Raw genomic sequence first — 22051 nt, 5'->3', positions numbered from 1 at the left:
AATTACCATAATATCCATTTACTACATATAATGGATATTGTATAATTTAATAAAATGATAGATAGGGAGCATAGTATATGAATAAAAAAACTATCTTCTTTTTATTAACATGCCTACTACTTATAGCTAGTATTACTTATATAATATGTAACAAAAGAGAACAAGTGCCACCTATGTTAGTTTGGGAGGGGCAGGAATACTACGTAACGTACGAACCTGCTAAAGCTGAAGAAGTCGGGCAAAGGCTCGGAGAAGTAACGAAGAAAATCAAAACAAGTAAAAAACCTACTAAAAACAGTGAATCCAACATAGTACAAGAAAAAACAGAAGTATTCACAATGATAGAGGAAGAAAAAAATCCTCACTCATCTTTAATCATAAAGGAGCCTTATAGTGACGAATATAGGGTAGTAAGGCCGATGTTACATGTACTATAAAGTGAAAAGGAGACTCAGATGCAGACAGTAACTTCATATCCATGGTCGTTAAGAAAAAAGTTTGTCTTTTTCCTTTGTTTCATCCTTCCTCCTATCGGTGCGATTTACATTTTGATGAATCGAGAGGTGCTACAAAAGGGAGACTTCATTTTATATGTATTATTTGCTGCTATTAATATATCGCTTATGATCTTTGATCGGACTATGTGGATGGTAGCGGGGCATTATGTGCTTGGAGCAATTGTGATTGTTTTTTCAAATATAAATAAGAGATAAGCCGGCAATCTTGAAGGTGTTGGTTTTTATTTTGGTATTTATATTGAATCTTTTTGAAATAGGGTTGCTAAATTCTATACCATAATTCATAAAGTGAGTGTATCGGTGAGAATAAGGGCTAATTAATTGAAGTGAATAAAATGAAAACTGGAGAAACATTCAGAAGCTGATGAGGTGTTTTATAATTCAAATATGTAGTAGCAAAAAATTAGCATTTAAATAAGGTGGAGTGTATGAGAAAATATTATAATTTAGATGAAATACATAAGTCTATAAATAACAAAAAATTCAAATGTGATGTGCTATTCATGTTTCAAAATGAAGGGTTAGACAATACAATTGATTACATAAAAGTATCGGGAATTTGTTTGAATAAGTACGGAAAAAATAAGTATAGGAAATATCTAGAAGAGATATTGGATGAATTGAAAGGACTATTAAGTGATTCTGAGATTGAAAAGATATTAAACTTAGAAAATGAAATCAAGTTATTTCAAGAGTTGATTGACAAAAATATTCAGTCAATGAATGATGTGATGAACTATTCTTTTTTTCAGAGTAAACATTTACTTGCCAATCTACTTGTTATGGGGCAAAGAATGGCCGATAGCGTAATATCCCAGAGTTCGGTCTTTACTTCAGGCGTATATGAAATAGGGATAGAGGCTTATTCGAAGGTATTATGGTATGTTCTTTTTAAAAAGAAATCGAGGATAACCAGTAATTTTGATTACTATGAAAGTATAGATAATCATATGGAGACAATACTTGCTAATGCTGCTATCGATTTTCAACTTGGTAATTTGATAGACGATTGGCAATTTGCTGGCACGAAGATTTTTAGAGATAAGAAAAAAATAAAAATTAGAATATCAGATGATAAAATGAAAGTTGATATTGCAAAAAACAGATACTTAACAACATTAGAAGCTAAGATGTCCAGGCAAGCCATAGAAAGTTACTCAAAAGGGTTTTCTACAACAAGAGCGCTTTTAAAAGATCTATACTTGAACTATGATAATGATCTTGAATTTATTAAACAGTTTTTAAACATAGAAAATCCTACACAAATTGTGGATAATACTATCGGGATAAGTTTAGAAGATTTATGTCAGACTTATTTTAGTTTAAAAGAACTAGCATTCCAGCATAAAGTGTCTTTTGAGAGAAACATGGAATTAAGAAATGACTCATTTGAACGTAATATAAAAGTGTGTCATTATAATGAAATCTATAACCTTTTAGATTCAAAAGGAATATCTAGGGGGAAAATTAGTGAATTAATTAGATTAATTACGTTCTCTAAGGAATCTGAGAGCATTTTTGAAACCCCTCTTATTCAAATAGATGAAAATAGATATGCTATAATTCCTCAAATAACGTTTACATTAAATATAACTAGCTCAATAATGAGACTAATGTCTAAAAAATCTATCTTAAGTGAAAAGGGTTATGGTTATGAAAAAAAATTGAGGAATCTAGTAGAGAAAAATACTAATTTAAGATTTCTTACTAACATTAAGGATACTGATGATAAATACGAACTTGATGGAGTATTTCATATGGGAAAAACCTTGTATCTGTGTGAAATAAAAAATTTCTCCCATATAATTAATTCGTATGAATACTATAAACTGAGATTTAAAATTGATGAAGCACTCAATCAAATGGAACGTATTTCTGATTTTTATACACAAGCAGACAATCTCTTGGATTTGTATAAATATTTAAACTTGAATGTAAGTGACATAGACCAAATTAAGAGAATCATTGTAATTTCGCCTTTTTTAGGTGAAACAATCAATAGAAACGAAATTAACGTTACTGAAGGTATTCTAATGAGGAACTTTTTTAAACAAGTTTACCCTAAAGTGTTCGAAACTTCTGGAAATCAGTTGAGATCATATTCGACTATAAAAGAGTTTGTGGTATACGAGGAGAATGGACTAACAGATAAGAATTTTAATTTACTCATGGAAGAAAACCCTTACATAAAAACTGAAAGGAAACGATTTAAAAAGGGGTTTAAAACATATAAACCATGGAATATGAGTATACAGTTTAATGAATTAAAACAGCCAAATATAAGTTTTAAAAAAAGAGGTGATTTATAGAGGGATGGTTCGAGTATTACAGTTGGAAATGCTTCAATCAAATTATATTGATAAGCTAGCTGATAAATTATCAATCAGAACAGATAAATTAAAAAGGTATTAGATTAACCGCACTTTTCATACTTATTTGAAGGTGGAACAGATTTAATTGAGCTTTATTAAGAATTATTTATCTTGAAACAAAGCAATGTATATAATAATTCATATTTATTGTTAAATTTTCGCTAAATCGTGCTTTTTTAATCTAGAAATAAAAACAACTTCTATTATATTGGCTTTATAAATAATAAATAGACTGTAATAGCTGCAAAGAAAAGTGTGCTTTTGTATACAGGTGAAGATGGATTTATTATAATTACAGTATTTGTATATCGATATTGCTCTGTTTTATCTATTTAATTTTTATTTATAATGAAGAAATGCCGAAAAGTAAGCGCAACAGAAACCCCCTTGACTATCAAGGGGGCATATGATCCCGACTGGCCTCGAACCAGCGACCTCCACCCTGTCAAGGTGGCGCTCTCCCTGCTGAGCTACGGGATCTTCAAAAATGCTTATGTAATAGCATCTTTACTCATTATGTTAAAGCAATTATATATAATTAACTGAAATTTTACAATATTTTTATATTAACCTTTTGAAGGGAAAGTATTTGGAATCATGCTAGTAGTGTATTAAGGAATATATAAGTAGAGAATGTAATGAAAAGTGTGTTCGAGTAAAGCGGTTATATTATTTTTTTCGATACCAATCCAAAGGACCCTCATCGCTTAAATCAACAAGAAAAGGAAATAAGAAATGTAAAGGTAAGCTTATAAGTTCTGGCATAGCGTTCACTGTTTTCTTTGATAAATATTGCCTTCCGAAACAATACGGACAATCTTTTTCAAATGTCACGAGTATCGACCATACATCTTTTACTTTCCACTTCGTTTTACAATACGTACAACGCGCCATGGAGTTCCTCCTCACGTTAAGGTTTCTTCCGGTATATTTCATTATATTGTACGAAAGTCATTTGTATTTGGTGTGATAAAATGCAAGTTTTTTGTTTTTTTAGGTAGTAAAGCTATTACATTTCATCACCTAAAACAAGCATAACCCCGTTCTGAATTTAGGACGGGGTTATGCTTGTTTAATATTCGATATAAAATACTTCACTGTACTCAAAATATAACCTTAAAGCTAAGGGTTATTCAATGATCGTGCCCGATTGGTGAGGACTAATAATCCAGTCACCGATTAAAATTTCACTGTATGTCCAGCTGTTTAAACATTGCCTAAATAGCTTCGCGTTAAGTTTGGGAGAATAATTTTTCCATCCTTACTGTATTTTTCGAATAACTCTGATAGGAGAAAAACAAAATTTTTATATTCTTCGTCATTTTCTTTCGGAGCATAGGACCCTGATAAATTTCTTCCCAAGAAACCTTCATAATCAAAAAGTAAATCATTTTGATATTCTTTAAACTCATACTTCCCATCTTTAAAAAAGCTTTTAAAAACTTCTGGAGTTTCTTCTATTCCACCGCTAAATCCTTTGAAATTTGGGCAGGTCTTTTGGCAAATGTCTGCATTCTCTTTAATAATCGGGCTAGTTACATCTCTACTATTCCAAACAAGAGCAACATTTGCCTTTTGTTTCAAAATTCGTTGGCATTCGATTTTAAAAGCTTCTTTATCAAACCAATGAAATGCTTGAGCAACAGTTACTAAATCTACACTATTTTCTTTTAAAGTGGTATGTTCGGCAGTTGCTTTTATGGATTGAAAACGAGGATATTGATTTAACGATTGCTCTGCCATTTTTCTCATGTCATCATTTGGCTCCACTCCAATAACATGTAAACCACTTTCAAGCAGCTGGCGGCTAAATATCCCCGTACCTGAACCGATATCGGCCACAATTTGATTCTCATTTAGTTCGTTAGCCGAAAGCAAATAATCAATATATTCTTTAGGATAACTAGGGCGATATTTCGCATATATATCGGCCTTGTCAGTAAAATTTTCTGTTGTTTTCACCGTACTACCTTCTTTCCAGCAATATTATGTATAAAAATAGGAACCAAATAGTAATTTCCGCATCAGTCTCTAAGTCTACAACGTAAAAGTCCAGCTAAATGGAGCTGCCTTAGTTCTCTTATTCAAATTATACTATTTTCCATGATATCTTCCAAAAAAACATGATTTCTTATTCATCTAAATGGTCTAATTGTTGAATAATATGACCATTTTTATATCGCACGAGGGGTATGTAGGATAAGCGGTTTCCATTTTCAATATCCCAATTGGCCAATATATCCTTTTTACAATTTACTTAAAATCATGTATAACAGAGATACAAGATTATTTTATAAATATTCAAGAGTAGAGGGAGAATTATTGTAATGGTAAGAAAAACGTTCAAGATGCGTGTATCTAGAAATAGAACGATTTCGATTAATGGCTCAATTCTTGATGTGGATGTTACACATGATGAGTTTTTACAAGAGTTTGTTGAGTGGGTCGATTCTAAAGGTTGGTCGTTTATGGGGATGACAGATGAGATTACACCTGAGGAAGCTAGTCAAAAATTAATAGATTCATTGATTGATGAGAAGGATAAGAAAGAGTAATTCCTTCTTATTTTTTATTGTATATTTATGTTCTTTATCGTAAAAGTATGATATAGTAAAAAACAGTGAATATTCTTCCAATTTAATACAATTTACATATAGATTGGTAGATTCAGTTTTTAAACTGTAAGAGTATAGTGAAAAGGGAGAGTCATATGGTAAATTTTAAGAAAATTTTGGCTTTTATTACCGTTATTTGTTTATTTTTTTTGACACCTATGACGTTACGTGCGGAGACGAATGTTGGAGTGAATCCAGAACAAGTGGCACCACCACCTGCGGAAGGACCAAATGTTTTTAGTCAGTTTGCAACTACGATTGATGCAAAAACTGGAGATGTTTTGTATAACAAAAACGCACATCATCGTGCATTTCCGGCTAGTATGACGAAAGTGTTAACAGCGATTTTACTTATGGAGCATACGAAGCCAGAGGATCAATTTACGTTTTCACAATTAGCATTAGATCAAGAGAAGAGTAATTATCAAATTGAATTTCAACCTGGTGAGACGATTAATAGAAATACTGCGCTTATGATTTTAATGGTGCTGAGTGCAAATGATGTGTCGTATGCGATTGCGGAGCGTATTGGCGGAAATGTTGAGAAGTTCGCTCATATGATGAATGAGAAAGCAAAGCAATTAGGGGCTACAGATAGTCACTTTGTAACGCCAAATGGATTGCATGATCCAAACCATTATACGACGCCGTATGATATGGCTATGATTACGAGAGGTGTACAAAAGTATCCTGAGATTTTACAAGCGATGAATACGAAAAGGACGACGGTTACGACATCTAGCCAGACGGTTTCTATTTTTAATAAGTCTACTTATTTTGAAAATCCATATAGCATTGGCGGAAAGACGGGTTTTACAAATGAAGCGCGTAATACACTCGTTCTATTAAATGAGAAGGATGGTAATCGCATTATAAATGTAGTAATGGCTTCCCAAAGACCTGAAATTTATGAAGATTTGAAGCAGATGGCGGATTATTCTTTCGGTCAATTTGTGAAGCAAACTGTATTAGATAAACATAGCTGGCATCAAAAGGCAACGTATTTAAATAAAGATATTGATAGCGAGCTTGAAAAAAGTGCAGAGCTTATGCTTAAGAAAGATGAAGGTAAAAATGTGAGGACGATTTTCCGTGCGGCTTCATTAGATAAAGATTCTTTGTATCATAAAGGAATTCATCGTGGTGAGGTAGTTGGTGCAGTTGACATCACGAAAAATAATCAAACAATTGCGACGATAAATGTTCTTTCAAAAGAAGATGTTACTTTTGCGATGCCTAAAAAAGATACGGCTACGCCTGAAGTAAATGAATCAAATGTGAAAATAATAAGCATTGGGATAGGTGCCGCTGTACTATTTGGAGCCATTTTATTTGTAGTGCTACGCCGAAATACAACAGGAATGAAATCAGAAGAAAAATAAATTACTAGTAAAAAGACTGTGAAGAGACTTTGTCACAGTCTTTTTTGTATATATAAAATAACTAATAATTGTAAATTTTCTTATTGCATTTACGAGTTGTTCGTTATATTATTTAGTTGTGTTCTTGTTAGAGAACTGATTGAGTATTATATACTCCAAATAATATAAAACAACGGAGAGGGAGAGAGACGATGAAATTAATTTGGAAAGTGATTAGCAACGTTATCTCGTTTGTTTTATTTGCATTAATGGTTTTTCTAGCTTTTGTAGTTATTTCGTCAAAAGCGAGTGGCGGAGATCCAACAGTGCTGGGATATCAATTTAAATCAGTGCTATCAGGATCGATGGAGCCGACATTTTTAACAGGATCAATCATTGCGATAGAACCGACGAAAGATGGTTCGAAATATCAAAAAGGTGATGTTATTACCTTTAAAGAGAAAGATGAAAAAATTATCACTCACCGTATTATCGGTGTGAAAGATACAAATGGAAAAGTAATGTATGAAACAAAAGGTGATAACAACAACGGTCCTGATTTAGAACCAGTACGTGCGGAGAATGTAATTGGGAAATATGCAGATATTACAGTTCCTTATGCAGGATATGCATTAAATTATGCTAGTTCAAAGGCTGGAGCTGCATTGCTTCTTATTATTCCAGGAGTCTTTTTATTAGGCTATTCTGCGATTTCTATTTTTGGTGCGATTCGCAGCATTGACGGAGAAAAGAAAGAGAAAAAAGTAGAACAATCCGTCTAGTTCGTTTGGTTATACTTTCCGTTTAGGAAGTTAACAAATATATAGATTAAGGGGATATGGACATGACTTTAAAGAAAAAATTAGGTATGGGTATCGCATCAGCAGTGTTAGGGGCAGCATTAGTTGGCGGAGGAACATTTGCATTTTTCAGTGATAAAGAAGTGTCAAACAATACATTTGCGGCTGGTACACTGGATTTAGCATTAAATCCATCAACAGTTGTTAATGTATCGAATTTAAAACCTGGTGATACAGTTGAAAAAGAATTTAAATTAGAAAATAAAGGTACATTAGATATTAAAAAAGTTCTATTAAAAACAGACTATAGTGTAGAAGATACGAAGAAAGATAATAAAGATGATTTTGGTAAACATATTAAAGTAACATTCTTAAAAAATGTAGATAAGCATGAGACGATTGTGAAACAAACTACATTAGATAAATTGAAGGGTGATACACTTACAGCAGTAGATAATGATTTAGCTGCTTGGTTCTGGGATGAAAAAGGTATTTCTGCAGGTAAATCTGATAAATTCAAGGTGAAATTTGAGTTCGTTGATAATAAAAAAGATCAAAATGAATTCCAGGGTGATAAGTTACAATTAACTTGGACATTTGATGCACAACAAACAGAAGGTGAAGCAAGATAATATTAAAAAGGGCTATCAAATGGATAGTCCTTTTTCTATTTTTCTAGTATATAGCTATCATTTTGTATTGTTCTTTATTATAATAAAGTTAACGTTCTGTATAGAGAACGTTTTGTTCGATGGGAGAGATTAAGATGCTGAAAACACCTCGCAAATTAAAAAAGATGCTTATATTGCCTTGTATGTGCTCCATTACGTTTTATTTAGGCTCTCAAATAATGACGTATACAGAAGCTGCATTTATTCATGAAACGAAAGTGGAAGCCGCTCTTTCTACAGCGATTATATTTCCAAAGACAGTTGATACGTTAAAAGAGGAAGCTGAGAAACATAAACAGTTTATTGAGCATCAGTATGGAGAAATGAAGGGGAAGTTGGCAGTAACTTCTAGAGAAGAAATTGAACAGGCAATTGTAGTGTGGCAACAAGGACGTGAGAAAATTGCTTCTGAGGAGGAAGCGCTGCAAAATGTATATACTGCAATAGAAACTCCTTATAATCAAATACAAGAAGAATTAAAAGTGAATAAAAGTGAATCGATTCAACAAGTGGTCGTATATGTGAATGAAGGTTTTCTCAGTATAAAAGAGAAGCGAGATTATATCGTGAAAGAAGTTAGTTTGCAAGCTATTGATGAACAAATTCAGACTTTACAAAAACTATTAAAAGATGAAACAGTAAAGAAACAGAATGAAATAGAAGAACAGAAGAAAGTAGAAGAGCAGAAGAAAGTAGAAGAACAGAAGAAAGTAGAAGAACAGAAGAAAGTAGAAGAACAGAAGAAAGCAGAAGAAAGTAGAAGAACAGAAGAAAGTAGAAGAGCAGAAGAAAGTAGAAGAGCAGAAGAAAGTAGAAAGAAAGTAGAAGAGCAGAAACAAGTAGAGACAGCTAAAAAACTTGAGCAAGGAACTCATGAAAAGGCTACTACCACGGATCATAATGAGAAATCATCAGAATAAACTGACGATCGGTATAAAAAATGATGTATATGAGTGTGAGGGAGTATTTGCCCCCGCACTTATTGTATTTCTTAAAATATAAACATAAGAATTCGGAAAAAACAAAATAATATTGAGAAATAAAAATAATTGAAAATACTAATAAATATTTGTTGTATTTATAGAGTAATGTTCGTTATAATGAACTTAAGGTTTTTAAAAGAGAACGAACATTAGCTAAGCTAATATAGTTTTCTTTATATCTCTTATTGAAAAATAAGAGACAAAAATATAAAAAACAGCTAGGGGGAATTGATTGTGAGTCTGAAAAAGAAATTAGGTATGGGAGTTGCATCAGCAGCATTGGGGTTATCTTTAATTGGTGGAGGAACATTCGCTTACTTTAGCGATAAAGAAGTATCGAACAATACATTTGCAGCTGGGACGTTAGATCTTACATTAGACCCTAAAACGCTTGTAGATATTAAAGATTTAAAACCAGGGGATTCTATTAAGAAAGAGTTCTTATTAAAGAATAGCGGTTCATTAACAATTAAAGACGTTAAACTAGCGACAAAGTATACTGTAAAAGATGCAAAAGGTGATAATGCTGGTGAAGACTTTGGTAAGCACGTTAAAGTAAAATTCCTTTGGAACTGGGATAAACAAAGTGAGCCTGTATATGAAACAACTTTAGCTGATTTACAAAATGCTGATCCAGATCTTTTAGCTAAAGACATCTTTGCTCCTGAGTGGGGAGAAAAGGGTGGATTAGAAGCAGGCACAGAGGATTATCTGTGGGTACAATTTGAATTTGTAGATAATGGGAAAGAACAAAATATCTTCCAAGGTGATTCATTGAACTTAGAATGGACATTCAATGCTAACCAAGAAGCTGGCGAAGAAAAATAATAAAAAAGCGGGTATCCCCCGCTTTTTTTTATAAAGAAAAAAGAAGTGCCAATTGTAAGCACTTCTTTCTATTTATTATTTTTGATCGTGCTTCCATTTTGTAAATTCAAGAAATTCACGAAATTGTTCTTTGGAGACGCCGGAGCTCATCGCATCTTTAACGAGTTGTGTCCATTCGGAGTCTAAATGATTCTCCTTTGTTGTTTCATCATGAAGTAGAGTGTCAACTGGAATTTGTAGAACTGCTGCGATCTTTTCAAGAAACTGAATGGAAGGGTTTTTTTGTAAATTTCGTTCTATAGAACTAATGTAAGATTTAGCAACACCAGCTTTTTCGGCAAGTTCAGTTAATGAAATACCTTTTTGTAAGCGAAGGCGTTTTATACGTTCTCCAATCATATTTGCGCACCTTTCTATCAATATGTAGTCGTCTTATGATGTCATTATTATAACATAAACTTCGTTAAAAAGAACAAGCCTATTGAGCCTGACTGGATGGCTTCATACGTTGAAAAAAATGTTCGATATCTTGCAGGGCGATACCAGCGTCTAGAGCTTCAAGTATTAAATCAATCCATTCTTGGTCCAGTGCGTCAGTCTTATCTTTGTACAAATGTAATTCCTCCCTAATTATCGGTCATAACTGCTGCTACAGAATAGATGATAAGCAATCGCATTTTGTGTTTTATATAGTGAATTATCAAATATTTTGTAGATAAAACAAAGATAAAATCCCCATTAAACTCCCTCTATGGCGATTATAAAGTTTCTGACAAATATTTTCAATATTTTCAGAAAACATTGTTGAATTGTGATATATTCGTATGCTAACTATGGAATTTTTACAAATATGTTAAAAAAATTACATAATATAACTAAATATTGAAAAAATATTGAATTTTTAATAAAATTCAATTTGTAATACATATTTTTTATTAGGGGAGGAAATAAGGGATGAACAAGAAACCGTTCAAAGTTTTGTCATCAATCGCTTTGACAGCTGTGTTAGGTCTTTCATTCGGAGCGGGTGGCCAGTCTGCATATGCTGAAACACCTGTGAATAAGACAGCTACGAGTCCAGTCGATGATCATTTAATTCCAGAAGAACGTTTAGCAAATGCGCTAAAAAACCGTGGGGTAATTGATTCGAAGGCTTCAGAGACAGAAACAAAGAAAGCCGTCGAAAAATACGTAGAGAACAAAAAGGGTGAAAATCCTGGGAAAGAAGTATCAAATGGGGACCCACTTACGAAAGAAGCATCTGACTTTTTAAAGAAAGTGAAAGATGCGAAAGCTGATACGAAAGAAAAGTTAGACAAACCAGCAACAGGAACACCTGCAGCGACAGGCCCAGTTAAGGGTGGTCTAAATGGTAAAGTACCAACTTCTCCAGCAAAGGGAAAAGAATATAACGGTGAAGTTCGTAAAGATAAAGTACTCGTTTTACTTGTAGAGTACGCTGACTTTAAACATAACAATATTGATAAAGAACCTGGTTATATGTATACTGACGATTTTAACAAAGAACATTATGAAAAAATGTTATTCGGTAATGAGCCATTCGCATTAGAGGATGGCAGCAAAATCGAAACGTTTAAACAATATTACGAAGAGCAATCTGGCGGTAGTTATACAGTAGACGGAACAGTTACAAAATGGTTAACAGTTCCTGGTAAAGCTGCTGATTACGGTGCAGATGGTGCGACAGGTCATGATAATAAAGGACCAAAAGGACCACGTGATTTAGTAAAAGATGCATTAAAAGCAGCTGTAGATAGCGGTATTGATTTATCAGAGTTTGACCAATTCGATCAATATGATGTAAATGGCGATGGAAATCAAAAACAACCGGACGGTTTAATCGATCACTTAATGATTATCCATGCGGGTGTTGGACAAGAAGCAGGCGGTGGTAAATTAGGTGACGATGCAATTTGGTCACATCGCTGGACTGTTGGACCAAAACCATTCCCAATTGAAGGCACACAAGCGAAAGTTCCATATTGGGGCGGAAAGATCGCAGCATTCGACTACACAATTGAACCAGAAGATGGCGCAGTTGGTGTATTCGCACATGAATATGGTCATGATTTAGGTCTTCCAGATGAGTATGATACAGACTATACTGGTGACGGTGAACCAATTCAAGCTTGGTCTGTTATGAGTGGCGGAAGCTGGGCTGGTAACATTGCAGGAACAACGCCAACGAGTTTCTCACCACAAAATAAAGAGTTTTTCCAAAAAACGATCGGTGGTAACTGGGCAAATATCGTAGAAGTAGATTACGAGAAATTAAATAAAGGTATCGGTCTAGCAACATATTTAGACCAAAGTGTTACGAAATCTAACCGCCCAGGTATGATTCGTGTTAACTTACCAGATAAAGATGTAAAAGCAATTGATCCAGCATTTGGTAAACAGTATTACTACAGCACAAAAGGTGACAATCTTCACACGAAAATGGAAACACCACTGTTCGATTTAACAAATGCAATGAATGCGAAATTTGATTTCAAATCATTATATGAGATTGAAGCTGAGTATGATTTCCTTGAAGTACACGCTGTAACAGAAGATGGTAAACAAACGTTAATTGAAAGACTTGGCGAGAAAGCAAATAGTGGAAAGGCAGATTCGACAAATGGAAAATGGATTGACAAGTCATACGATTTAAGTCAATTTAAAGGCAAGAAAGTTAAATTAACATTTGAGTACATTACGGATGGTGGTTTAGCATTAAATGGTTTCTTACTTGATAATGCGTCATTAACAGTAGATGGTAAAGTTGCATTCTCTGATGATGCAGAAGGTACACCGCAGTTCAAATTAGATGGATTCGCTGTATCTAATGGAACAGAGAAGAAAAAACATAACTATTATGTAGAGTGGAGAAACTATGCTGGTTCGGATAACGCATTGAAATATGCTCGCGGTCCAGAATATAACTCAGGTATGGTTGTATGGTATGCAGACTCAGCTTATATAGATAACTGGGTTGGTTTACATCCAGGACATGGTTTCCTTGGCGTAGTTGATTCTCATCCAGAAGCAATTGTTGGAACTTTAAATGGTAAACCAACAGTAGCAAGTAGTACACGCTTCCAAATTGCTGATGCGGCGTTCTCATTCGATAAAACGCCAGCTTGGAAAGTTGTATCTCCAACGCGCGGAACGTATACGTATAATGGTTTAGCAGGCGTACCGAAGTTTGATGATTCGAAAACGTATATTAATAAACAGATTCCAGATGCAGGACGTATTTTACCGAATCTTGGCCTGAAGTTTGAAGTAGTAGGACAAGCTGATGATAATTCTGCAGGTGCTGTTCGTTTATATCGTTAATACAGTAAAACTACCGAAAAATTTTCTTTCGGTAGTTTTTTTGTGAGCAATGAATTTTATATAAAAGAAGAAATTATATATAATGTAACTTTACGAATAGAAATTTATTAAATATGAAGTCTATATAAATAATGAAAGAATTGGATAAAAATAGTGGGAGAAGGTGAATGAATGAGTGTTTCTTCTATTGTAAATAAACAAAAAGCATATTTTTATAATGGCCATACGAGAAGTGTAGAAGTGAGAAAGAATAATTTGAAGAAGCTTTATAAAGGCATTCAGCGTTTTGAAGAAGAAATATTTCAGGCATTGAAATTAGATTTAAATAAGTCAGTTCATGAGTCGTTTACAACGGAAGTTGGATATGTATTAAAAGAAATTTCCTTTCAATTGAAGCATATTTCAGCGTGGAGTAAACCGAAGCGGGTTCGAACAGCACTCACTCATTTTGGATCAAAGGGGAAAGTAGTTCCTGAACCGTACGGTGTGACACTTATTATTGCACCGTGGAACTATCCGTTTCAATTAGCAATTGCACCTCTTGTAGGAGCGTTGGCGGCTGGAAATACAATTGTTTTAAAGCCGTCAGAGCTAACGCCAAACGTTTCCAAAGTGCTTACGAGGATGTTAGAGGAATTATTCCAAGAAGAGCTTGTAGCGGTAGTAGAAGGCGGTGTAGAAAAGAGTACGGAATTGTTAAAGGAACCGTTTGATTATATTTTCTTTACAGGTAGTGTAGGTGTTGGAAAAGTTGTGATGGAAGCAGCAGCGAAACGGTTGACGCCACTCACGTTAGAACTTGGGGGAAAAAGCCCATGTATTGTACATAAAGATGCAAAAATAGATGTAACAGCAAGACGAATTGTTTGGGGGAAGTTTTTAAATGCAGGGCAAACGTGTGTAGCGCCTGATTATATGTATGTGCATGCTTCGGTGAAAGAACAGTTAATCGAGGCTTTACGACACGAAATTGCGGAGCAGTATGGAGAAGATCCACTAAACAATGACAATTATGTACGAATTGTGACTGAACGTCATTTTGAACGTTTATGTTCATTTTTGAAAGATGGTAAAACGGTAATCGGCGGGAACTATAAAAAAGAAACTTTACATATAGAACCAACAGTGTTAACGAATGTTACATGGCAAAGTACTGTTATGGAAGATGAAATTTTTGGTCCGATTTTACCAATTGTAGAATACGACAACATAGAAGAGGTAATTGGAACAATTCAGCAACATCCGAAGCCGTTAGCGTTATATGTATTTTCTGAAGATAAAGAAGTACAAAAGAAAGTGACAAGTAATATTTCATATGGCGGAGGCTGTATTAATGATGTTGTCTATCATCTTGCAACGCCATATTTACCTTTTGGTGGTGTTGGAAGTAGTGGATTAGGTAGTTATCATGGGGAAGAAAGTTTTCGGACTTTTTCACATTATAAAAGCATTTTAGCCCAATCTACGGCATTCGATATGAAAATTCGTTACTCTTCTACAAAAAGTGCTTTAAAATTCATACGAAAGTTGTTAAAATGATGATGGTGTTTATCAGTAGGCGTAGCCGTATGATAATAGCCCCTTCGTAATGGAAGGGGTTTTTCTGTTCGACATATGTATCATGCAAAAATGAATCAAACATACTACATAAAGAATAGAAGAGAACGCTAAACAACCATTTTTGTTTGGATCGAAACAAAAAATAGTCTATAGAACATAAATATTTATTCATGAATATAAAAATTAAAATTTAAGGTAGATAGGACGGGAAAATGAAAAAGATTATTAAAGTTGAAGCAGTAGAAAAACATTTTGGAAATCAAGTGATTATCCCACCTCTTTCTTTAGACATTAAAGAAGGGGAATTTTTAACGATTTTAGGGCCGAGTGGTTGCGGGAAAACGACATTACTTCGCATGATCGCAGGCTTTGAAACGCCAACTAAAGGGAATCTTTTATTAGATGATGAAAAGATTAACGATTTGCCACCATATAAGCGTCATATGAACTTAGTGTTCCAACATTATGCGCTATTCCCACATATGAATGTGGAGAAAAATATTTGTTTCGGTATGAAAATGCAGAAAGTACCGGCAGCAGAGCAGAAAGAGCGTGCTGAAGAGGCAATGCGTTTAACGCAGTTACTTGAGTTCCGTAATCGTAAACCTGCAAAGCTTTCTGGTGGACAGCAGCAGCGTGTAGCAATTGCGAGAGCGATTGTAAATAACCCGCGTGTATTATTACTAGATGAGCCACTTGGGGCGTTAGACTTTAAGTTAAGAAAAGATTTGCAACGTGAATTGAAAAACTTACAACGTAATTTAGGAATTACATTCATATACGTAACGCACGATCAAGAAGAAGCGATGAGCATGAGTGATCGTATTGTCGTTATGAATAAAGGACATATTGAGCAAATTGGAACGCCGAAAGAAATTTACAATAAGCCGAAAACGATGTTCGTTGCGACATTTATCGGTGAAAATAATATTGTGAAAAACGGGGAAGGCTATGTAGCAATTCGCCCTGAAAACGTAAAAATACGTTCGGTTGAAGAGCCGATTTTAAAAGAATACCATCTTGGACATATTGAAGACGTTGAATTTGTTGGAAATATGGAAAAGCTGTATGTACGTGACGAGAAAACATCAGAATTACTAATGGCATATCAAACTGCTGAAGAAGCAGCGCAGTGGAGCATTGGAGATAATGTATACGTAGGCTGGGAGCAAGAGGACGAGGTGACCTTAAATTGAAAAAAGGGAAATTACTCGCACTACCGACAGTCGCGTGGCTGTTAATCTTCTTCCTAATTCCCCTTCTGTTTGTATTGGCATTTGCCTTTATGCAGCGCGGAGCATACGGAACAGTGGAAATGCAATTTACGTTAGAGAATATAGCTCGTGTGTTTGATCCACTATACATGGGAACGTTATGGGAAACTGTTAAGATTGCAGTTATTACAACAGTAATCTGTTTAGTAATTGGTTATCCATTTGCTTATACAATTACAATTGTTGATCGCAAATACCGTTCAATTCTTTTATTATTGGCAACGATCCCGTTTTGGATTAACTTCCTTGTTCGTTCATACGCATGGATTGTTATTTTACGTTCACAAGGTCTTGTAAATACATTGCTATTGAAACTAGGTATTATAAGTGAACCTTTAAATTTACTATATAACACACCTTCTGTAATACTCGGAATGGTCTATTCTTTATTACCATTTATGATTTTACCGGTGTATGCAGCGATTGAGCAGCTTGATAAGCGTAAGCTAGAAGCAGCTTATGATTTAGGAGCAACACCAGCAAAGGCATTTTGGAATGTAACAGTACCAATGACGATGTCAGGGATTGCTACTGGTTCTATTTTAGTGTTTGTTTCTTCTATCGGAATGTTTGTTGTATCAGACGTTATGGGTGGATCGAAAGTAGCGTTAATCGGAAACGTAATTCAAAATCAATTCTTAGGAGCGCGTGACTGGCCGTTTGGATCTGCGTTATCTATGATTGTTGTTCTATTCTCTGTTCTGTTAATTTACTTATATTATCGTGCAACGAAAGTATATAAATATGATGGGAACGGAGGGGAATAGGCAAAGATGAAGAAGTTTTTAGTTTCTTATTCTTGGTTAATTTTATTGTTCTTGTATTTTCCAATGATGGTTTTAATGGTATATTCCTTCAATGATTCTCGCATTAATGCGGAATGGGAAGGTTTTACATTCCATTGGTATACAGATTTATTTCAAAAGCAAGATGTTATTGATGCGTTTGTAAATAGTATGACGATTGCGATCGTAACGACGGTTGTAACGACAGTTCTTGGTGTGATTTTCGCGATTGCGTTACATCGTTATAAATATCGTTATGAAGGGGCTATTAACGGTCTTGTGTATTTACCAATTTTAATTCCTGATATTTTAATGGGATTATCTTTACTTATCTTATTTAGTCAATTAGGTATGGAACTTGGCAAAATAACAATTATTATTGCGCACATTACATTTAGTATTTCATTTGTTGTCGTTATTTTAGCAGCACGTCTTTCTGGTATGGGACGTGATTTAGAAGAGGCTGCGAATGATTTAGGAGCAACGCCGTGGCAAACGTTTCGTTATGTAACGTTCCCAGCAATTGCACCAGGAGTTATTTCAGCCGCATTATTAACATTCACATTATCAATTGATGATTTTGTAATTAGTTTCTTCGTATCAGGACCAGGATCAACAACATTGCCATTATACATTTACAGTATGGTTAAGCGCGGAGTATCACCAGAAATTAATGCACTTTCTACAATTTTAATTGTAGCTATCGTAGGATTAATGGTTCTATCTGAAATCTTCCGTAACAAAGGTGCAGATGGTGAAGAAAACTCTGGAGGACACCTTCCTTTATAATACGAACAATATAGAAAGTACGAGGAGGTAATAAACCGATGAAATTAATGAAAAGATTAGCCGGCGCAGCAATTAGCTTTAGCCTTGTTGCTGGTGTACTTGCTGGTTGTGGTGAAAAGAAAGAAGAGTTAAACATTTATAGCTGGGCTGACAATTTTGATGAGCAAGTGCTAAGAGATTTTGAAAAGAAATATAACGTGAAAATTAACTATGATAAGTATGCAAGTAATGAAGAAATGCTTGCGAAATTACAAGCTGGTGGCGCGAAGTATGATTTAATTCAGCCATCTGATTACATGGTTAAAACAATGGCAAAAATGGATTTATTAGCGCCGTTAGATAAAAAGAATATCCCAAATATCGAAAATATGATTTCTAATTTCAAAACACCTGCGTTTGACCCAGAGAATAAATATTCTTTAGTATATACTTGGGGCGTAACAGGGATTGCATACAATAAAAAGTATGTGAAAGAAGCACCTACAAGCTGGGCTGATTTATGGAATGAGAAATATAAAGGGCATGTAACTTTATTAAATGATTCTCGTGAAGTGTTAGGAATGGGTCTTAAGAAGCATGGATTCTCAAACAGCACGAAAGACGATGCACAGTTAAAGACAGCTGCGAATGATTTACAGAAGCTACTTCCAAATTTATTAGCATTTGATACAGATAATATTAAACAAAAATTCATTACAGAAGATGCTTGGATCGGAACAGTTTGGTCTGGAGATGCAGCATTTATCGCAAAAGATAATAAAGATGTAGAGTATGTTGTACCAAAAGAAGGCGGCACAATTTGGGCTGATACGTTAGCGATTCCAAAAGGTGCGAAAAACAAAGAGCTTGCAGAGAAGTTTATGAACTACTTATTAGATGAGAAAGTAAGTGTGAAAAACTACGAGTCAATTGGATACAGTAATCCAAATGAAAAAGCTCATCCTCTTCATAGTAAAGAATATCGTGAAAACCACATGATCTTCTTAACGAAAGAAGAATTAGATCGTACAGAATGGCTTGTTGATGTAGACGATAAGTTAAAAGACTATGATCGTTACTGGACAGAGTTAAAAACAAAAGGTAAATAAGTAAGGAAATGCGGTTTCTAAAATAGAAATCGCATTTTTTCATAGTAGGAGGAAATCGCTTGAAAAAGAAGTTGCATCAATATGAGGTAGTATGTATCGTTTTATTACTTGCTGTATTTGGCATTGTTGCTTGGCGCGTACATGCGGGTGGCGTAACAGTGATGGATACATATGTCCGAGCATTAGTAAAAGGATTACAAACAGAAGGTTCGCTTACATTTTTCTCACACTATACAAAATTAGGTTCTGCTATCGGGATCGTAACTACGCTGGCTATAAGTTTACTTGTTTTTTGGAGAAAACGTTATTATGCTGCGATGATCGTGTATCCAATGGGCATTTTAATAACACATCTTGTTAATAAAGGGATAAAAGAAATTGTGAAAAGGGAGCGCCCATCGTTAAATGAAGCGTTGGATGCGCTTGGGTATAGCTTCCCTAGTGGACATGCAATGTTATCTATTATGACATTCGGGTTTCTTACTTATATTATTGCGGCAAATTTGAAGAGTGTAACGGGAAAATATGTTATAACGATTTTGATGGGAATTGTAATTGTATCGATTGGATTAAGTAGAGTTATTTTAAATGTACATTATCCAACTGATATTTTAGCTGGTTATTGCGTAGGTGGTATTTTGTTAATTATGGCGATTTACTGCCATCGTTTACTTACGGAGAGATTGGGACTTAATAAAGAGAGATAAAAAAACGTCTGGAAAAACTATCAATATAGTGTTTCCAGACGTTTTTTGTTTGTACGAAGATGTGATACAGTATAAATGACAATTGAATTATTTAAAGTAGGTGAAAATGTGTGAAAACAAATGTACATAAAGTAGATAAGTGGGGGAAATTAGGAGCTTTTTTGTATCAGTTTCGTTATACAGTAATTGTAGCGTTACTATTGGTTGCGATCGCACTCGGTATTTTCGCTCCAAAGCTGCCGGGAGTATTAGGCGGTGATGGTTTCCAAACGGAAGGGGACTATCAAAAAACGAAAGAAATTTTAGATAAAGATTTTAAGAGGTCTCAAGACACACTGCTACTCGTTTTTGAAAAAAATAAGGGTGCTTCACATGAGGAATTTCAAAAGCAAGTAGAGGGAATTGTAAAGAATGTACAAGAGAAAGAGACATATGAATCTTTCCATCACCCAGTGCAAAATAAAGAAATGTTACAAGATGATATCGGTTATGCGACAATTTTATTTTCCGGGAAAACAAATAAAGAACGAATGGAAAAGACATTGCAATTTGCTGATAAAATCGAAAAAGAAAGTAATGCAGCACTAAAAGTAATACCAACAGGGTTTCCAAAAATTAATCAAGAGATTAATGAAAGAACGCAAAATGATTTAAAAGTAGCAGAGATGATTGGATTACCAATTGCATTTCTCGTATTACTATTTTCATTTGGTAGCCTTTTGGCATCTATTTTACCAATTGTAAATGGGGCACTTAGTGTTATTAGTACGATGGGCATATTATACTTTATAGGTAGCGATAAGGAACTATCTATCTTTGTGTTAAATGTTGCACCGATGATTGGACTTGCGCTATCTATTGATTTTGCGCTATTATTTGTAAATCGCTTTCGAGAGGAAGTTGCAAAGCGAACGGTAAAAGAAGCGATAGCAATTACATATCAAACAGCAGGGCGCGCTATCGTATTTTCAGGATTATGTGTATTTGTTGGATTATCCGGCTTGTTTTTCTTTAAGATCGATTATATTCAGTCTGTCGCAATTAGCGGAATGATTGTTGTGATTATGAGTATTTTATTCTCACTCACACTTCTTCCAGCGCTATTATCATTAATTGGGAAACGAATATTAAAAAAGAATCAAGTAGCACATACGCCGGCAAAGGCGTGGCGTAAATTTGCGCAATTTGTAATGAAACATCCAATCGCAATGATTATTATTGTTACAACGTTTATTGTTATTTGCTTATTACCGTTAGGTACAGCTAATTTGCAGTTCCCTGACGTAGAAGCTCTACCTAAACAAAGTGATACAAGAATTGCATATGAGAAGTACGAAGAGGCATTTAATAAAACTGCAAAAAAACATGCTGATGTTACGTTAGTGGTAGAGACGAAAAAAGATATGAAAGAAAAAGAAAGTTTACAAAAGATAGAAGAAGTCGTTCAAAAGTTAAAAGATGATAAGAAAGTATATGAAGTTAGAAGCTTATACGACGGGTTAACTCGTATGAAAGCAGATCAAGTTGCTGGAATGTTAGAGTCGCCAGAAGCGGCGAAACTAGCTCCTATATTTGAAGCGTATACGAAAGGAAATAAGACGACGATAGAAATCTTTTTGAAAACAAAACCACGTACTGAAACTGCTAAACAGTGGGTTCGTGATTTTAAACAAAATTATAAAGAAACAGATGTTACGTATTATTTAGGCGGGATGACGACGTTCCAACAAGAGTTAGAAGATGAAATTAAAGATAAAGTTGCAATTGGTATGTCTGTTATATTTGGATCGACCTTTGTTATATTATTATTTGCATTCCGATCTATACTCATTCCAATTAAGGCGATTATTATGAATATACTTAGTTTAAGCGCAACAATTGGAATTGTTGTTTGGTTATTTGAAGGTGGGCATTTTGGTTTAGAAGCGAGTCCTGTTCTATTTGTCTTACCAATCTTCATTTTCGGTCTCGTATTTGGGCTTAGTATGGATTATGAAGTTTTTCTTATTTCACGTATTCATGAGTTATATGAAGAAACAGGAGATAATGATCAAGCGACGTTAGAAGGACTTGTGTCAACAAGTAGGATCATTACATCAGCTGCGTTAATTATGATTGTTGTAACAGGTGCGTTCGCCTTTACTGATATTTTACCAGTACGGCAAATGGGGCTGGGTGTTGCATTAGCAATATTCCTTGATGCAACAATTATTCGTCTTATGCTTGTACCAAGTTTAATGAAACTGTTTGGAGATTGGAACTGGTGGTTACCATTTCGAAAGAAAAGAGAAAAATCATCGTAAAAAATACTCATCTATAAGATGAGTATTTTTTTATGAATAGCAAGGCCTACATTTT

At 34.4% G+C, this 22051-nt stretch carries 20 protein-coding genes, 1 tRNA gene and 1 pseudogene; 17 read left to right on the top strand and 5 right to left on the bottom strand.

Going from position 1 to position 22051, the window contains the following annotated elements:
* Positions 1-77 precede the first annotated feature (77 nt).
* The 3 genes from DN394_RS05775 (at position 78) to DN394_RS05765 (ending at position 2827) form a co-directional block, all read left to right on the top strand.
* Positions 78-437: a hypothetical protein gene (locus DN394_RS05775; protein WP_097916457.1), complete on the top strand. Its 360-nt coding sequence runs from the start codon at positions 78-80 to the stop codon at positions 435-437.
* 18 nt (positions 438-455) lie between these two features.
* Entirely contained in the window at positions 456-713 is a 258-nt protein-coding gene (locus DN394_RS05770) for a hypothetical protein (RefSeq protein ID WP_097993792.1), read from the top strand.
* A gap of 233 nt (positions 714-946) precedes the next feature.
* A complete protein-coding gene (locus DN394_RS05765; protein WP_097993794.1) occupies positions 947-2827 on the top strand; it encodes a hypothetical protein in 1881 nt (626 codons plus the stop codon).
* 470 nt (positions 2828-3297) lie between these two features.
* Here DN394_RS05765 and DN394_RS05760 read toward each other — a convergent pair.
* The 3 genes from DN394_RS05760 to DN394_RS05750 form a co-directional block, all read right to left on the bottom strand.
* Positions 3298-3370: transfer RNA gene (locus DN394_RS05760), tRNA-Val, on the bottom strand.
* Between the two features lie 189 nt (positions 3371-3559).
* The gene (locus DN394_RS05755) at positions 3560-3784 is read right to left on the bottom strand and encodes a hypothetical protein (protein ID WP_097916431.1); all 225 of its coding nucleotides are present in this window, start codon (positions 3782-3784) and stop codon (positions 3560-3562) included.
* Positions 3785-4096: 312 nt separating this feature from the next.
* Entirely contained in the window at positions 4097-4852 is a 756-nt protein-coding gene (locus DN394_RS05750) for a class I SAM-dependent methyltransferase (RefSeq protein ID WP_098705364.1), read from the bottom strand.
* 365 nt (positions 4853-5217) lie between these two features.
* Between DN394_RS05750 and DN394_RS05745 the strand changes: the two genes are divergently transcribed.
* The 6 genes and pseudogenes from DN394_RS05745 (at position 5218) to calY (ending at position 10148) form a co-directional block, all read left to right on the top strand.
* Positions 5218-5445 (top strand): hypothetical protein, encoded by a 228-nt coding sequence (locus DN394_RS05745; protein WP_000251864.1) that lies wholly within the window; start codon positions 5218-5220, stop codon positions 5443-5445.
* A 155-nt stretch (positions 5446-5600) separates the two neighbouring features.
* Positions 5601-6887 (top strand): D-alanyl-D-alanine carboxypeptidase family protein, encoded by a 1287-nt coding sequence (locus DN394_RS05740; protein ID WP_097993800.1) that lies wholly within the window; start codon positions 5601-5603, stop codon positions 6885-6887.
* 191 nt (positions 6888-7078) lie between these two features.
* Complete coding sequence (gene sipW, locus DN394_RS05735; protein WP_046958253.1) at positions 7079-7648, top strand: signal peptidase I SipW; 570 nt, start codon at positions 7079-7081, stop codon at positions 7646-7648.
* A gap of 62 nt (positions 7649-7710) precedes the next feature.
* Positions 7711-8298 (top strand): CalY family protein, encoded by a 588-nt coding sequence (locus tag DN394_RS05730; RefSeq protein WP_046958252.1) that lies wholly within the window; start codon positions 7711-7713, stop codon positions 8296-8298.
* Positions 8299-8432: 134 nt separating this feature from the next.
* A pseudogene (locus DN394_RS05725) lies at positions 8433-9257 on the top strand (DUF4047 domain-containing protein).
* A 297-nt stretch (positions 9258-9554) separates the two neighbouring features.
* The gene (gene calY / locus DN394_RS05720) at positions 9555-10148 is read left to right on the top strand and encodes a biofilm matrix protein CalY (protein WP_000053728.1); all 594 of its coding nucleotides are present in this window, start codon (positions 9555-9557) and stop codon (positions 10146-10148) included.
* 75 nt (positions 10149-10223) lie between these two features.
* On the opposite strand, the gene DN394_RS05715 is transcribed toward calY, so the two are convergent.
* Both DN394_RS05715 and DN394_RS05710 read right to left on the bottom strand, forming a co-directional pair.
* Positions 10224-10547 carry a helix-turn-helix domain-containing protein gene (locus DN394_RS05715; RefSeq protein ID WP_000578881.1) on the bottom strand — a complete coding sequence of 108 codons (324 nt, stop codon included), beginning with the start codon at positions 10545-10547 and terminating at the stop codon, positions 10224-10226.
* A 79-nt stretch (positions 10548-10626) separates the two neighbouring features.
* Positions 10627-10761 carry an anti-repressor SinI family protein gene (locus DN394_RS05710; protein WP_000276217.1) on the bottom strand — a complete coding sequence of 45 codons (135 nt, stop codon included), beginning with the start codon at positions 10759-10761 and terminating at the stop codon, positions 10627-10629.
* A 341-nt stretch (positions 10762-11102) separates the two neighbouring features.
* On the opposite strand from DN394_RS05710, the gene inhA1 reads away from it, so the two are divergent.
* From inhA1 to DN394_RS05670, 8 genes are all read left to right on the top strand, one after another.
* A complete protein-coding gene (gene inhA1, locus DN394_RS05705; protein ID WP_097916419.1) occupies positions 11103-13490 on the top strand; it encodes a M6 family metalloprotease immune inhibitor InhA1 in 2388 nt (795 codons plus the stop codon).
* A 171-nt stretch (positions 13491-13661) separates the two neighbouring features.
* Positions 13662-15029, top strand: a complete 1368-nt coding sequence (locus DN394_RS05700) for an aldehyde dehydrogenase (protein WP_097916417.1) — start codon at positions 13662-13664, stop codon at positions 15027-15029.
* Between the two features lie 233 nt (positions 15030-15262).
* Positions 15263-16246 carry a spermidine/putrescine ABC transporter ATP-binding protein PotA gene (potA, locus tag DN394_RS05695; protein ID WP_046958248.1) on the top strand — a complete coding sequence of 328 codons (984 nt, stop codon included), beginning with the start codon at positions 15263-15265 and terminating at the stop codon, positions 16244-16246.
* Positions 16243-17091, top strand: a complete 849-nt coding sequence (gene potB / locus DN394_RS05690) for a spermidine/putrescine ABC transporter permease PotB (protein ID WP_000715495.1) — start codon at positions 16243-16245, stop codon at positions 17089-17091. The genes potA and potB overlap by 4 nt, the downstream gene beginning before the upstream one ends.
* Before the next feature lie 6 nt (positions 17092-17097).
* On the top strand, positions 17098-17898 hold the full coding sequence (gene potC, locus DN394_RS05685) for a spermidine/putrescine ABC transporter permease PotC (RefSeq protein ID WP_046958247.1): 801 nt from the start codon (positions 17098-17100) through the stop codon (positions 17896-17898).
* Positions 17899-17936: 38 nt separating this feature from the next.
* Positions 17937-18986 carry a spermidine/putrescine ABC transporter substrate-binding protein PotD gene (gene potD / locus DN394_RS05680; protein WP_046958246.1) on the top strand — a complete coding sequence of 350 codons (1050 nt, stop codon included), beginning with the start codon at positions 17937-17939 and terminating at the stop codon, positions 18984-18986.
* A 59-nt stretch (positions 18987-19045) separates the two neighbouring features.
* Positions 19046-19693 carry a phosphatase PAP2 family protein gene (locus DN394_RS05675; protein ID WP_000727811.1) on the top strand — a complete coding sequence of 216 codons (648 nt, stop codon included), beginning with the start codon at positions 19046-19048 and terminating at the stop codon, positions 19691-19693.
* A 110-nt stretch (positions 19694-19803) separates the two neighbouring features.
* The gene (locus tag DN394_RS05670; protein WP_097916415.1) at positions 19804-21996 is read left to right on the top strand and encodes an MMPL family transporter; all 2193 of its coding nucleotides are present in this window, start codon (positions 19804-19806) and stop codon (positions 21994-21996) included.
* The last annotated feature ends 55 nt before the right edge of the window (positions 21997-22051 follow it).

This window comes from Bacillus sp. BB081 (assembly GCF_008368895.1).
In the GTDB taxonomy this organism is placed as follows: Bacteria; Bacillota; Bacilli; order Bacillales; family Bacillaceae_G; genus Bacillus_A; species Bacillus_A wiedmannii.
The sequence above is the reverse complement of the archived record's forward strand: the minus strand, read 5'-3'. Positions and strand labels throughout refer to the sequence as shown.

What these genes read in the sequence shown, in the direction of transcription:
- DN394_RS05715 (WP_000578881.1), bottom strand. Translation starts at nt 10,547, where the DNA reads ATGATTGGAGAACGTATAAAACGCCTTCGCTTACAAAAAGGTATTTCA.
- sipW (WP_046958253.1), top strand. Translation starts at nt 7,079, where the DNA reads ATGAAATTAATTTGGAAAGTGATTAGCAACGTTATCTCGTTTGTTTTA.
- potD (WP_046958246.1), top strand. Translation starts at nt 17,937, where the DNA reads ATGAAATTAATGAAAAGATTAGCCGGCGCAGCAATTAGCTTTAGCCTT.
- DN394_RS05740 (WP_097993800.1), top strand. Translation starts at nt 5,601, where the DNA reads ATGGTAAATTTTAAGAAAATTTTGGCTTTTATTACCGTTATTTGTTTA.
- inhA1 (WP_097916419.1), top strand. Translation starts at nt 11,103, where the DNA reads ATGAACAAGAAACCGTTCAAAGTTTTGTCATCAATCGCTTTGACAGCT.
- potA (WP_046958248.1), top strand. Translation starts at nt 15,263, where the DNA reads ATGAAAAAGATTATTAAAGTTGAAGCAGTAGAAAAACATTTTGGAAAT.
- DN394_RS05700 (WP_097916417.1), top strand. Translation starts at nt 13,662, where the DNA reads ATGAGTGTTTCTTCTATTGTAAATAAACAAAAAGCATATTTTTATAAT.
- DN394_RS05745 (WP_000251864.1), top strand. Translation starts at nt 5,218, where the DNA reads ATGGTAAGAAAAACGTTCAAGATGCGTGTATCTAGAAATAGAACGATT.
- DN394_RS05765 (WP_097993794.1), top strand. Translation starts at nt 947, where the DNA reads ATGAGAAAATATTATAATTTAGATGAAATACATAAGTCTATAAATAAC.
- DN394_RS05775 (WP_097916457.1), top strand. Translation starts at nt 78, where the DNA reads ATGAATAAAAAAACTATCTTCTTTTTATTAACATGCCTACTACTTATA.
- DN394_RS05755 (WP_097916431.1), bottom strand. Translation starts at nt 3,784, where the DNA reads ATGGCGCGTTGTACGTATTGTAAAACGAAGTGGAAAGTAAAAGATGTA.
- DN394_RS05770 (WP_097993792.1), top strand. Translation starts at nt 456, where the DNA reads ATGCAGACAGTAACTTCATATCCATGGTCGTTAAGAAAAAAGTTTGTC.
- DN394_RS05730 (WP_046958252.1), top strand. Translation starts at nt 7,711, where the DNA reads ATGACTTTAAAGAAAAAATTAGGTATGGGTATCGCATCAGCAGTGTTA.
- potC (WP_046958247.1), top strand. Translation starts at nt 17,098, where the DNA reads ATGAAGAAGTTTTTAGTTTCTTATTCTTGGTTAATTTTATTGTTCTTG.